The organism is Psychrobacter sp. PSP (genome assembly GCF_024085615.1).
GTDB lineage: Bacteria > Pseudomonadota > Gammaproteobacteria > Pseudomonadales > Moraxellaceae > Psychrobacter > Psychrobacter pacificensis.
Map to the genome: position 1 here is coordinate 163,956 of NZ_JABLTF010000020.1, position 12,390 is coordinate 176,345.

Genomic DNA, 12,390 nt, shown 5'->3' on the forward strand with positions numbered 1-12,390 from the left:
CAAAGTGCTACGCTGTGTCGATAATATGTATCAGGTATCATACCCAATAGATTCTAATGAGTAGGGTTTGCCAAGTAGCTCAAATTTGCTGACCAGTTGAGTGGTCAGTGTCATGAACTAACCAAAAGGTGCAAGGCAGCTTTCGGCATAAGATAAGGTATCGTTACGTCCAACGATGATGTGATCGACCAGTGAGATATCTAGTAGGTCACACGCTTTTTTTAGCTCATAGGTCAGTAGATTGTCAGCAGCTGAGGGCTTGGCATCGGTATGAGGATGGTTATGCGCAATAATGAGCTGGCTAGCCGCATGGCTTAGTGCGTGCCGGAGTACATGCTTGATACAGACGGAACACGATGAGATGCCGCCTGTGAACAGTATTTCAAAGTTTAACAGGTTCAACGCATTGTCCAGACAGAGGACAGCAAATACTTCACGATGCTCACCGCGTAACTGGGTGCTAATATAATCTTTGACCATTTGCGAGCGCCCAAGTGCTTGCCCCGTTTTTAGCTTACTATCCAGATAACGTGTGCCCATCTCAAGCGATGCCAATATCTGAGCGTACTTGGCGGGACCGATCCCATGACAAGCAAGAACGGTTTTTTGCGGTGCGGCAAGCAGCTCAGCTAGGCTGCCAAACTGATCGATCAAATGACGCGCGAGCTCAATCGCTGACTGTGACTGCGTACCCGTACGTAAAAATATGGCCAGTATCTCCGCATCAGATAAGTGAGCGGCACCGAATTTCAATAATTTTTCGCGTGGTCTGTCATCCTCATGCCAGTCTTTAATCGCCATTGCCACTCCTTAAGAATAAATTGCTAATTGTTATCTGAGGTAAATACGGAAAATTTTACCCAATTTATCTCATAGTTGTTACTATAAGCGCAATTTTATCTTTTCACTTTTTGATTGAAGCCACGCTTATGTCCAATATTGTGCTTGCTATTACTGGCGGTATCGCCGCTTATAAATCTGCTATATTTGCCCGCTTGTTGATTAAAGCAGGCTTTGATGTGCGCGTCATTATGACGACAGGCGCACAAGCATTTATCACACCGCTGACTCTGCAAGCGTTGACGGGTAACGAGGTGCATGTCTCATTACTCGATGAGCAGGCAGAAGCGGGGATGGGGCACATTGAGCTGGCTAAATGGGCGGACTTAATTGTCATTGCCCCTGCGTCCGCCAATACGCTCGCACGTCTGGCTATGGGAATGGCTGATGATTTGTTGACCACAGTGTGCCTTGCCACAACCGCACCAGTTATTATCGCTCCTGCGATGAATCAGCAGATGTGGGCGCATCCTGCGGTAAATCTGAATGTACAAACCCTGCGTGATATGAACTATCAGATTATCCAGCCAGCCAGCGGTGAGCAAGCGTGTGGTGACGTGGGTGCAGGGCGGCTGCCTGAGCCTGAGCAGTTGTTGGCTGAGGTACTCTTGTTCAAAGCAATGAACACGACGCCGCAATTATTAGCAGGCAAAAGAGTGGTCATTACCGCAGGACCTACAGTAGAAGCAATCGATCCTGTGCGCTATTTGTCCAATCATTCTTCAGGAAAAATGGGCTTTGCTTTAGCGCGCGCTTGCGTGGCGGCTGGCGCAGAGGTGATCCTAATCGCTGGTGGTAAAGTGGCATTGCCCACGCCGCTTAATGTCACACGAATTGATGTGCTGTCTGCCAAAGATATGCTGATCGCTGCCCAGCAATGTGTGGATGGTACGCATAGCGAGCTTCAATTGGATCTTGAAGATGAGTATGACCATTCTCATGAGCACGCACATGAACATAATCATTCTCACACCCATGACCATCATGGCGATTGTGGTTGCGGTGATGAGCATGAACTACCGCAGGCTTATACTGAACACCAATTCGTAAAGGCAGATATCTTTATCGCGACCGCCGCAGTAGCAGATTATCGTACTGAAGAAGCCGCACCGCAAAAAATTAAAAAGACACAAGATGCTATGAATCTCAGCTTGGTTAAAAACCCTGATATTTTAGCGACGATTTCTCTTGCTCATCCAGAACTGTTTGTCGTTGGTTTTGCCGCAGAAACACAGGATGTCGAGCGTTATGCGCGTGGTAAGCTAGCTGCAAAAGCGCTAGATATGATTGCCTGTAACGATGTCTCACGGGCAGATATTGGTTTTGCTAGTGACGATAATGCCATGCAGGTATTTTTCTCTGAGCGCTATGAGCATGATGCGATAACGTTAGACAAAGCCAGCAAAGACAAGATCGCTGAGCAGTTAGCCAGTATTATTGGTGAAACAATCGCTCAATGTCAAAACAGCTAGTGGTATAAATATAGGCGCTGAGCCTCAAATGGTATAAACAATATGACTAATATAGCTGGTGACGATAGCACTCAGATGCTAGTGCTGACGCTCATTTTTGCGCTGGCATCGCTGCTACACGGTATTAGCGGACTTGGTGCGACGCTCGTCACGACTACCGCGCTTGCTAGCATGTACCCATTGCCATATGCCATTGTATTGGTGATTTTCCCCTCGCTAGTGGTTAATATCATGACTTGGCTAGCAGGTGGTGAGCGCAGTGTTTGGCAAAACTTTATCTACTATGGCAGACGCTATTGGCTGCTGGCGCTCACAAGCTTGCTTGGCAGCATCTTGGGTGCTCAGTTGCTGCTGTGGATAAACAGTGCCTATATCCTATTGATGCTGGCGGCGGTCATTGGTTTTTATGTCACCAGTAGCGTGCTGGGCAAACAAATCCGCTTAGCAGATACGAAGCCCATGTTGATTGCTGTTGGTTTTGGTGCAGGCGTCATTGGCGGCTCGACCAATGCGATGTCGACCATACTGATGATGTATCTGCTCTCTGCCAGTGATGATAAAAACACCATCGCCAAAGTCGGCAACATGTGTTATTTCTTAGGCAAAGTGGCACAAATTATCGTGTTGCGTGAGCCTATCATGGCATTGAGTAGCGATGAGTGGCAGCTGATTGCCTTGCTCAGTGTGATATCTATTGTTACGCTTTTAGTCGGAATTCGTCTACGTCGTTATTTGCCACAAGCGCGTTTTCGTCAGCTTATTTTATTGATTCTAGTCGTGCTTGGAATACGCGTGGGCTGGCAAGGCGTGATGGCGTTTTTGTAGTATGGTCAGTAATAAACAGAATCAAACCATCAACTATTACAGGCTACTGGTATAAATCTTGCTTACGTGCTGCTATCGTTCGATGCGGCACAAACAACCTCCCAGTAGCACTGACTCGGTTTAAAGTAAGTTGACTATAGGGAGTGTTTTTCAGGTTAACGATTGAATAAATTTAACACGATGGTCGCGATAACACTGATAACTACCATAGTGACCACTGGAAAATAAACCCGTGTATTGCCTGAGGTGTGCTTAATATCGCCTGGCAGATTGCCGAACCACGAAAAGGCATTGGGAAAAACCAGCCAAATGACCCCGACAACCACTAACACGATGCCAATTACAATCAGTATTTTTGCCATATAAGCCTCGCTAATCTTATTTTACTCTTTTGTCTCCACCATACATGCGCTGAACCTTAACCAGCTATTTCACCAAAATACAGCTGCTGTGCCACTCGAAAGGTATTGCAGTGCGCCTCGACCACATCTTCAATATTTTCAGAATAACCCCCACCCATGACGATAGCAACTGGAATGCTAGCGGCTTTTGCTTGCTGCAATACGTACTCGTCACGCGCCTTACAGCCTGCTTGCGTTAAGCCAAGTTTACCCAGTTTATCGGTCGCCAGCACATCAACTGCGGACTGATAAAAAATCATATCTGGTGCAACCTCAGTAATCAAGCGTGGCAGGGTGTCTTTTAATAACCTAAGATAGGTCGCATCGTCTGTATCATTATCGAGCTCAATGTCTAGGTCAGAGACTTGTTTGCGAAACGGATAGTTCTTGGCGCCATGCATGCTAAAGACAAAAACGCGTGGCTCATCCGCCATGATGCTGGCGTTGCCATTGCCTTGATGGACATCCAAATCCACGATTAAAATCTTTTGCGCCTGCCTGCGATTAAGCAGTAGATTGCTGGCGATACAGACATCGTTAAACACGCAAAACCCCTCGCCATGATCGGCAAATGCATGATGGGTGCCGCCCGCGACATTCATCGCCACGCCATATTGCTGAGCATATAGCGCGCACTCATAAGTTGCATGGGCGATATAGCGACCGCGCTCCACCAACTGCGGTGTCATCTCAAACCCAATTGCTCGTGCCGCCTTTCGCGGCAGGGTTTGGGTTTTGAGCTGATACCAGTACTCTGCTGTATGAGTGGTCAAAATCTCCTCTTCGCTTAAGTAGGCAGGGGCAAAGAAGTTATCTTGACTGATCGTGCCCTCACTCAATAAGCGCTCCGGAATCAAGATGTATTTTTGCATGGGGAAGCGGTGCTTTTCGGGCACAGAGTAGCGAAAGACGTCAGAGTAGGCAATTTTTAGCATAAGAATTCTAGCTTAATATTGATGGTTTTTTGGATATGCAAATAGATAGATGAGCGACCGCTAAGTGCGGCCTCATTGCGTAAACTATATGAGTGAATAAACTGACGCATTACTGAACAAACTGCGTCGGTAAAAAGAATGTGCGTGCATCTGATTGCTGGCGCAGCTCTGTCAGTAATGTCTGCATATCTTCAGCAGGGTCCTGATTATTAATCAAGTCGCCAAATAGCTCGCTTGCAACCGTGGTCATCGCAACGACGCTTTGTAGTGAGTGCTCAATGATCTCAGTATCGATACCAACCGCTTCGACATCGATCGCATTTTTGTAGCGTATTTCCCCATCATTGACATCCATCTCTAGGTTGCCAATCAGCATGTCATAGTTAATTTGAGTGATGAGTAGTAGGGCAGCGCTCTGATGACTCTCTGGTATCAAAAACGGCAAAATGCCATAGATTGCTAACAGTTTATTTTTTTCCTGAACACGAAACAGGTAACCACAGTCTATTTTTTTATGACGCATTCTTAGGGATAAATGATGCGATTGCTGGCTGTCGCCGGTTTTGGGACGATAGTGCGTATAGTGCCATTGCTTATCATTGAAGTACTGTTTTAAGCAATCAACGATGGGCGTCTCGTTATGATGTGGTGGGGCTGTGTTTTTTTCATCGGTTTTGAGCGTGGCATCAGGCGTTGGCAATTGATCATTGCCCGAATGAGAACCGTCTACAGGGCTGATGCTGTCCGCTGCTTGAGTACTGGTATTAGCAGAAGCCATCCTATTTTTCTTGCTCGCAGCATCAGTTACTGGCTGCGGGGCAGAAGCCGTCAATAATCGTTTGATTTTTTGCCATAAGCTGAGTTTATTGGGTTGACTCATAATAGTATGCTAACAAATAAAAGTTATAAATTAATCGTGATTGAGAGCCAAACCTTCTTTAATAGAAGGCTGTGCATAGAATGCTTCTAGCATGTCACGAATATGAGCCGTTAACCAAGGCGTTTCAATGGCGTCGTATACGATAGGTAATAGAGCGCTGCTACATTGCGCCATAGCCTCTTCATTGATATGCAAACTCGCCGCAATGGTCGCTATCGTGTCGGATTGATGATTGGCATACCAAGTATCAATACTCGCTGATACCAAACTGTGTAGATAGGGTGACAGTCGCAGGCGGTTGTAGCTTTGCTGGATGCTGGCTTCAATATGATCGATGCTGCTATTATCAGGTTCATCGCTTAAGTAAGTTTGTAGCTCACTGATTGGTTGGTCTTTGATACGATCCCAGCCCATGACCATCAGACGCGCCACTTCTTGATTTGACAAATGCGCTTGTGCATTGGCCTCAGCTCTGCGCGTCAAGTCTTTGATATTGCGATGCAAGTACGTTTGTAGTTTTTCATCGAGGTTTCTATTGGTCGCTTTCTCAAACGAGCTGCGCCCAAGCTTCATCAGTTTACCAACACCGCCCGCTTTATCAAGCGTGGTCTCCATAAAATCATTGATAGCGTGATAGAGCGTTTGGGTCAATAGATCCGCAAAGGTTTCGTTACCCACCAGTGTATGAATGAGGACGTTACGCTGCTGCTCATGGCTACCAATATAGTTAGCAAGGGTCTGAATTTGGGTGTCATCGACCAGCTCAGACAAAGGCACGTTGTCATTGACTGGATGATAGATAATAGTATGCAAAATATCACGGATATCTGTACGCATCACCTCAGTCATTGGCTGATTTAACAGCCAGTCTTTCATTAAATGCTGTAAATGGTCACAGGTGATGTAGTTGCTTAAGGGCTGAGCACCAAACCAGCGCCAAGCTTCCATCGATAAAGGCTCGGCCTGCTTGTGCAACCACTGCTGCATAAAATCAACTTGCGCGTCAATCAAGCTGTCTATCGTCAAGCGGCTGGTTAATGGTGCTTTTGACAAGTTGGTGTCTACATTGACACTGTTAGTCTCCGCATCTGGCATTTGATTTTGGCTATCTTGTGAAGTCTGCATAGGTTTTGAAGTCATATTTTGAGGTCGTATTTTTTGAAGTAAGAGTAATCGACAATTTGTTATACTGTGTGTTTGTGGTGAGCATAGGGTATTATGCCACGAACATTAGCTTTGTTTGTGATGAATATTGATTGCTGCTTGATAAATAACCAGAGGTTTTGATGACGGTTTTGGATACGCCTGTACTAACGCTTGATGAGATGACGGTTCAGCGCGGCGAGATACCGCTCTGTGAAGGGGTGACGCTGCACTTGTCAGCGGGTAGTATTTGTCATCTGATTGGCGCAAATGGAACCGGAAAGACCACGTTACTCATGCAGCTGGCAGGATTATTACCGGTTTTAACAGGTGAGATTTCTTATCAAGGTCTATCAGGTCTACCTATTCAACCGTTATATGTTTCGCACCAGCTGGGTATTCATCCAAATCTAACCGTGGCACAAAACCTGACATTTTTATTAAACTTATATGGTATCACGCCAAGCACGACTGATATTGACGATGCACTCACTTGGGTTGGGCTACAAGGGTTTGAAACGATCAGCTCGAGTCATCTATCCGCTGGTCAGACACGGCGCATCACACTGGCAAGATTGTATTTATTGACGCCAGCTGTCACACCGCTGTGGTTACTTGATGAGCCATTTACCGCGCTCGATGTCGATATGGTGGCACGTATGGAAGCACGGTTATGCGACTTTGCGCAGGCTGGCGGCTCGATACTCATGACCAGTCATCAGGCAGTAGGTGTCGCCAATCAAATGCTCGATTTGTCAGATTACATGGTCTAAATGTGACTGCTATCAGTACCATCAGTATCGGTAAAAGGATGAATAATGACAGACAGTCCAATGCAAGTGAGCACAACCATAACCGCGAATAAAAAATCAAATGTTATTGTCACAACGCCGCGCAGTATTGGGTTTATGCAGTTGTGGCGCCGTGAATGGCAAGTCAAGCAGCAAGGGGCGGTACAATGGTTGTACCCATTGGTACTGTTTTTAGTGATTATCACCTTGTTTCCACTAGCGGTCGGTAGTGAGCCTGCGCTTTTGCAGCGTCTTGGCGTATCAGCCGTGTGGATTGCTGCATTGCTGTCCTTGGTGATGGGTGTTGATGGCTTGTTCAAGCCTGCACTTGATAACGGTACGCTTGCGCAATTGGTCGTCGCCAAAGCGTCATTGCCGCTATGGGTGCTTATTAGGTTGGTCATTCACTGGATTTTTAGTAGTGGTATTGTGGCATTGCTTAGTCTGCTTGCTGTGCCACTATTTCAGCTTAGTTGGTTTGAGGCGGGGATATTGATGGCGTCTATCGTGACAGGCAGTCCGATGCTTTTGATGCTATCCGCAGTCGCCAGTAGCTTAACGCTGTCATTGAAGAATGGTGCGGTACTGGTACCATTGATTGCATTGCCAATGCAGCTGCCTGTATTGATCTTTGCCACAGGCGCGGTTGATTTATTTGCCACTGGACTGAATGGCTTACCTATCTTGGCGCTATTGCTGGCAGGAAGTATTATATCCGTTTTGGTCATGCCGTGGGTCATTGCGCTGACCCTAAAAATGACATGGCTCAATTAAGTACATTTGCGAAAGACTAAAAACCCAGTCGTCTAAATCCAGTCATCTAAACGCCATGTATTAACATTGTGTTGAAAACGGGCAATTTTGCTATAATAGTCAATTGAATACGTAAATACGCTTTGTAGATTCTATCCAGTGTTTAACGCCAGCAGGTGAGCTGATCGTGTGCTTTTGTAGGCCACGTCGGTCATGACCAGTAAGCTGTGTAATAGGTTTATTCCCATGCCCAACCTGAATAACGTCTCGTCTCCTAGCCTATGGCAGCGCATTTGGCAGGGCTTCTTGACCACCGTAGGCACCAAGCAGTTCTTTCAGATTTTTAGTCCTTGGGTCAAGTGGCTCGCGATATTAGCCAGTCTCTGTTTGCTCATTGGTAGCGTATGGGGTCTTGCTTTTGCGCCGCCTGATTATTTGCAGGGCAATAGCTACCGTATTATTTTTATCCATGTTCCAGCAGCCAGTCTTGCTATCTCTATCTATTTCTCCCTTGCCGTTTTGGGGGTGATTTATTTGGTGTGGAAGATTAAGACGGCCAGTCTGGTCGCGCAGGCATTGGCTCCGATGGGGTTTTTGCTTTGTGTGATCAGTTTGCTCACAGGGTCTATTTGGGCCAAGCCAACATGGGGGACCTACTGGGTATGGGATGCGCGTCTTACTTCAATGCTGATATTAGCGTTTCTGTATGCAGGGGTGATGGCGCTGTTTGCTGCTTTTGAGCACACGGCCAATCGTGGCAAAGCGGCTGCTATTTTATCTATTGTTGGTGCGGTGAATCTACCGATTATCAAGTACTCCGTAGAATGGTGGAATACCTTACATCAAGGTGCCACTTTTAGTCTGACCGAAGCACCGAAGATGTCAGCTGACATGTGGATGCCACTGTTGCTCATGATTATCGGTAGTTATTTGTTGGTTGCGACCATGGCGATTTATCGTACCAATACACTGATCTTACATCGTGACCAAGGCAAAGCGTGGGTCAAAGAATACATTCGTGCTCAACACAAATAACGGCTAGGAACCTACTATGCAGCCTTACTTTTATAGCATATCTGAGTTTGTCGCCATGGGTAAGCATGGGGTCTTTGTATGGTCATGTTGGGCGATTACCATCGGTGTGATGCTGGCCTTTATTATTTATAGTCGCAGACAAAGACAAGCGCTTATCAAGCAGCTGACGATTCAACAAGTACGTCAGGCACAGCGCACGACCAAAAAATCCACACCGATCACCAAGCAGTCTGACTGAGAAAATATATTAATATCAGGGTTTTAGCATAAGAAACTATATGCTTTTATTGACAAAAATATGACCTCGCGAGTAGCTATAGGGCTTATTGATTTGTCCGAAAAATGCTATCATATGATCATTAGAAGATTACGATTAGAAAGATTTTTTGACAATATTTCTTGCAAGCGTTTTTCTAATCGTCGTTTCTTTAATATTTTCTGTTTTATGGGCTAATTGTATTTAAAACAGAGACTCATCAACGAGGTAGAGGTATGAATGCAGTTCGTCGGAAAAAACTGACGTGGGTGATGTTTACGCTGGCAGGTGCAGCTGTAGCAGTCATATTGGTTATTTATGCTATCGGGCAGCAAACCGACTATTATTTTGATGCGACCGCTATCGCTCAAGGTGAGGCGCCTCAAGACAAGCGTATTCGTGCTGGTGGTATGGTGGTGGCTGGTAGTGTGCAGCGTGCAGCAGACAATCCATTGAATGTTGAGTTTGCGATTACTGACTTTCAATCAACCGTACCTGTGACTTATCAAGGTATTTTGCCAGACTTATTTGCCGAAAACTCAGGTGTGGTGGCTACAGGCAAGATGCAAGGCGATACCTTTGTCGCTGGTGAAGTATTGGCAAAGCATGACGAAAACTATATGCCACCAGAAGTCGCTAAATCAATGAAAGAAAACAATCGTAGCGGGGCAGTGCCTTCTTCTGAACAATATAATCCTGCCGAAAGAATTCATGAGACTGAAACCCTGCAACAGTAATGATGATAAGTATTGATGACATATAAAAAGGCCACCGATAGTCGGTGGCCTTTTTAATACATTGTATTTAGCTATTCAGCTAATGATTAGTCATCCCATTCAGGGCTATAATCAGGATGCTCAATCTTACGACCATCAGAACTGGCTAGCTTGCCGATTTTTTCTAATTCATCTGCACTCAACTCTACTTTGATGGCGTCTAAATTGCCTTTTAAGTGATCAGGGTTAGACGTTTTTGGGATGGCAACGCGGTGTTTGTCTGATAAGATCCATGCCAATGAGATTTGTGCTGGCGTGACGTTGTGCTTATCTGCAATCTCTTTGATGATATCGTTATCAAATACATCGCCACGAGCGAGTGGTGAGTAAGCTTCTAGCAAAATATGATGGTTATTCAAAAATGCCTGCAAGGTATCTTGCTTGATGAACGGATGGAATTCTACTTGGTTCACAACGATTGGTACATCCGCATATTTTTTGGCTTCGATGATGTGATCAATATTAAAATTAGACACACCGATATGGCGGGTCAACCCTTGCTTTTGCAGCTCACACAAGGCAGGGATGGTCTCAGATAATGGTACACGATCATCTGGCCAATGTAGTAGCAATAGATCGACATAGTCCACGCCCAAATTTTCTAGAGACTTTTTAGCTGCAGCTTTGAGCTTTTCTGGCTCAAATTTCATGTCATCTGGAAAAATTTTGGTCGTCAAAAAGAATTTATCGCGCGCCACGCCGGATTGCTTGATACCTTCGCCCACTTCTTTTTCATTTTCATACGCTTGAGCGGTATCAATGTGCTCGTAGCCCATTTCTAAAGCTTTTTTAACCACGTCTACGCAGTCTTGACCAGTTGATTGCCAAGTACCCAGTCCTAGAACGGGAATATTTGCTTGTCCTGCGGTACGAATATTATAGTTTTTAGTCCTCATATTTTTATCCTTATTTTATTTATAATTTATAGTATGTCTTGAGTTAAAAATGGTTTTAAACAAAACATTTAATACTAGTAGGAAAACTTAGCAGTTGTTTAGCTAATCTAATAATCAAGTTTGTCTACTATAAGAAAAACTAGAGCAAAGTGAAAGAGCGTGTGACGCATCCCTACAAAGGACAAACAGGCTGTAACGTGAACTCGATAACCTGTTAGGATGATAGGAAGCTTAAAAAGAGGTAAGATCAGCAAAACGAAGACATTAAAAAACGCCCACCACGGTTAAGTGGTGAGCGCCTATAATCATTGAGGTACCCGTATGGCTGGGCACTGATGATTTTAGTGTCTTATTGAGCCGCGGCTTCTGTTTCTACCGTTTCAGTACTGTCAGTTTTAGCTGCGGTATCAGTGCTTGCACTAGTGTCAGAACCCCAGATTTTTGGGTACTTGTAGCCAGGGAACGTTTCATGCGCGTACTTTTTGAAAGCCTCTGAGTTATAGGCATTGGTGACATCTTCAACCCATTTCTTACCAGTATCAGCAGATTTGATCGCTGACCAGTTCACATAAGCAAAGCTTGGCTCTTGGAACAATGCTTCGGTCAGCTTGATGCCAGAGTCAGTTGCATAGTTACCGTTGATCACGGCAAAGTCAACTTCATCACGCGCGCGTGGTAATTGAGCCGCTTCTAGCTCAACGATATCGATATCGTATTTGCTGTTGTCAGCGATGTCAGCTTTTGATGCAGTCAATGGGTCGATACCGTCTTTTAGTTTAATCCAGCCAAGATCGTCCATCATGACCAACGCACGAGCAAAGTTACTTGGATCGTTCGGTGCAGAAACACTCATGCCTTTGAATGCTTCATCTAGGCTAGACTTTTTGCCTGAGTAGATACCAAGCGGGGCGGTTGGTACTTGGAATACTTCAACGAGATCAAGGTTGTTCTCTTTTTTGAAGGTATCAAGATATGGCTTGTGCTGGAAAATGTTGATGTCCAAGTCGCCTTCTGCCAAGGCAAGGTTGGGACGAACATAATCAGTAAATGCAACTAACTCAACCTCATAACCCTGAGCTTCAAGTGTGCCTTTTACTTGGTTACGAACCATATCAGCAAAATCACCTTCAGTCGTACCGATAACAATTTTGGTGTGTTCAGGATCGATGTCACTAGTGCTCGCAGTCGTTTCTGCAGTGGTACCTTCAGTGACAGGCTCTTGGTTCGCTTCTGGCGCTGATGAGTTGCTGCAACCGACTAAGACCAAACCTGATACGCCAACAGCGGCAAATGCGGTGGCTAACTGACGGCTGATATCTGTTAATTTCATAATACGTCCTTAATAATGAATAAAATTGAGTAAAGCGTTTATCGTCGAAACATTAAA

The 12,390-nt window shown here is 45.3% G+C and carries 14 protein-coding genes; 7 read left to right on the forward strand and 7 right to left on the reverse strand.

Going from position 1 to position 12,390, the window contains the following annotated elements:
* Positions 1-117: 117 nt before the first annotated feature.
* Positions 118-801 (reverse strand): DNA repair protein RadC, encoded by a 684-nt coding sequence (radC, locus tag HL061_RS10545; RefSeq protein ID WP_071002971.1) that lies wholly within the window; start codon positions 799-801, stop codon positions 118-120.
* Between the two features lie 128 nt (positions 802-929).
* Between radC and coaBC the strand changes: the two genes are divergently transcribed.
* A complete protein-coding gene (gene coaBC / locus HL061_RS10550) occupies positions 930-2,312 on the forward strand; it encodes a bifunctional phosphopantothenoylcysteine decarboxylase/phosphopantothenate--cysteine ligase CoaBC (RefSeq protein WP_240365448.1) in 1,383 nt (460 codons plus the stop codon).
* Between the two features lie 42 nt (positions 2,313-2,354).
* On the forward strand, positions 2,355-3,137 hold the full coding sequence (locus HL061_RS10555; RefSeq protein ID WP_212564176.1) for a sulfite exporter TauE/SafE family protein: 783 nt from the start codon (positions 2,355-2,357) through the stop codon (positions 3,135-3,137).
* A gap of 155 nt (positions 3,138-3,292) precedes the next feature.
* Here the strand turns inward: HL061_RS10555 and HL061_RS10560 are convergent, their stop codons facing one another.
* From HL061_RS10560 to HL061_RS10575, 4 genes are all read right to left on the reverse strand, one after another.
* A complete protein-coding gene (locus HL061_RS10560) occupies positions 3,293-3,499 on the reverse strand; it encodes a DUF2905 domain-containing protein (RefSeq protein WP_071002974.1) in 207 nt (68 codons plus the stop codon).
* Positions 3,500-3,555: 56 nt separating this feature from the next.
* Entirely contained in the window at positions 3,556-4,473 is a 918-nt protein-coding gene (locus HL061_RS10565; RefSeq protein ID WP_240365447.1) for a histone deacetylase, read from the reverse strand.
* 109 nt (positions 4,474-4,582) lie between these two features.
* Positions 4,583-5,353: a YbjN domain-containing protein gene (locus HL061_RS10570; protein WP_223333405.1), complete on the reverse strand. Its 771-nt coding sequence runs from the start codon at positions 5,351-5,353 to the stop codon at positions 4,583-4,585.
* Positions 5,354-5,383: 30 nt separating this feature from the next.
* Positions 5,384-6,493: a hypothetical protein gene (locus HL061_RS10575; protein WP_252962810.1), complete on the reverse strand. Its 1,110-nt coding sequence runs from the start codon at positions 6,491-6,493 to the stop codon at positions 5,384-5,386.
* 146 nt (positions 6,494-6,639) lie between these two features.
* Between HL061_RS10575 and ccmA the strand changes: the two genes are divergently transcribed.
* The 5 genes from ccmA to ccmE all read left to right on the forward strand — a co-directional run bounded on the left by ccmA (position 6,640) and on the right by ccmE (position 10,068).
* Positions 6,640-7,269: a heme ABC exporter ATP-binding protein CcmA gene (gene ccmA, locus HL061_RS10580; RefSeq protein WP_223333407.1), complete on the forward strand. Its 630-nt coding sequence runs from the start codon at positions 6,640-6,642 to the stop codon at positions 7,267-7,269.
* Between the two features lie 135 nt (positions 7,270-7,404).
* Positions 7,405-8,061, forward strand: coding sequence for a heme exporter protein CcmB (locus tag HL061_RS10585; protein WP_223333558.1), 657 nt, complete (start codon positions 7,405-7,407; stop codon positions 8,059-8,061).
* Between the two features lie 225 nt (positions 8,062-8,286).
* Entirely contained in the window at positions 8,287-9,075 is a 789-nt protein-coding gene (locus HL061_RS10590; protein WP_058025463.1) for a heme ABC transporter permease, read from the forward strand.
* A 16-nt stretch (positions 9,076-9,091) separates the two neighbouring features.
* The gene (gene ccmD / locus HL061_RS10595) at positions 9,092-9,313 is read left to right on the forward strand and encodes a heme exporter protein CcmD (protein WP_186473637.1); all 222 of its coding nucleotides are present in this window, start codon (positions 9,092-9,094) and stop codon (positions 9,311-9,313) included.
* 254 nt (positions 9,314-9,567) lie between these two features.
* Positions 9,568-10,068 (forward strand): cytochrome c maturation protein CcmE, encoded by a 501-nt coding sequence (gene ccmE / locus HL061_RS10600; RefSeq protein ID WP_186473638.1) that lies wholly within the window; start codon positions 9,568-9,570, stop codon positions 10,066-10,068.
* Positions 10,069-10,154: 86 nt separating this feature from the next.
* Here the strand turns inward: ccmE and HL061_RS10605 are convergent, their stop codons facing one another.
* Positions 10,155-11,003 (reverse strand): aldo/keto reductase, encoded by an 849-nt coding sequence (locus tag HL061_RS10605; protein WP_071002980.1) that lies wholly within the window; start codon positions 11,001-11,003, stop codon positions 10,155-10,157.
* A 349-nt stretch (positions 11,004-11,352) separates the two neighbouring features.
* The gene (locus HL061_RS10610; RefSeq protein ID WP_252962811.1) at positions 11,353-12,333 is read right to left on the reverse strand and encodes a MetQ/NlpA family ABC transporter substrate-binding protein; all 981 of its coding nucleotides are present in this window, start codon (positions 12,331-12,333) and stop codon (positions 11,353-11,355) included.
* Positions 12,334-12,390 lie beyond the last annotated feature (57 nt).

Bases quoted from the DNA above. Each gene is read 5' to 3' on its own strand.
- radC (WP_071002971.1), bottom strand. From the start codon at position 801: ATGGCGATTAAAGACTGGCATGAGGATGACAGACCACGCGAAAAATTA.
- HL061_RS10585 (WP_223333558.1), top strand. From the start codon at position 7,405: ATGCAGTTGTGGCGCCGTGAATGGCAAGTCAAGCAGCAAGGGGCGGTA.
- HL061_RS10565 (WP_240365447.1), bottom strand. From the start codon at position 4,473: ATGCTAAAAATTGCCTACTCTGACGTCTTTCGCTACTCTGTGCCCGAA.
- ccmE (WP_186473638.1), top strand. From the start codon at position 9,568: ATGAATGCAGTTCGTCGGAAAAAACTGACGTGGGTGATGTTTACGCTG.
- ccmA (WP_223333407.1), top strand. From the start codon at position 6,640: ATGACGGTTTTGGATACGCCTGTACTAACGCTTGATGAGATGACGGTT.
- HL061_RS10560 (WP_071002974.1), bottom strand. From the start codon at position 3,499: ATGGCAAAAATACTGATTGTAATTGGCATCGTGTTAGTGGTTGTCGGG.
- HL061_RS10605 (WP_071002980.1), bottom strand. From the start codon at position 11,003: ATGAGGACTAAAAACTATAATATTCGTACCGCAGGACAAGCAAATATT.
- HL061_RS10590 (WP_058025463.1), top strand. From the start codon at position 8,287: ATGCCCAACCTGAATAACGTCTCGTCTCCTAGCCTATGGCAGCGCATT.
- HL061_RS10555 (WP_212564176.1), top strand. From the start codon at position 2,355: ATGACTAATATAGCTGGTGACGATAGCACTCAGATGCTAGTGCTGACG.
- HL061_RS10575 (WP_252962810.1), bottom strand. From the start codon at position 6,493: ATGACTTCAAAACCTATGCAGACTTCACAAGATAGCCAAAATCAAATG.
- coaBC (WP_240365448.1), top strand. From the start codon at position 930: ATGTCCAATATTGTGCTTGCTATTACTGGCGGTATCGCCGCTTATAAA.
- HL061_RS10610 (WP_252962811.1), bottom strand. From the start codon at position 12,333: ATGAAATTAACAGATATCAGCCGTCAGTTAGCCACCGCATTTGCCGCT.
- ccmD (WP_186473637.1), top strand. From the start codon at position 9,092: ATGCAGCCTTACTTTTATAGCATATCTGAGTTTGTCGCCATGGGTAAG.
- HL061_RS10570 (WP_223333405.1), bottom strand. From the start codon at position 5,353: ATGAGTCAACCCAATAAACTCAGCTTATGGCAAAAAATCAAACGATTA.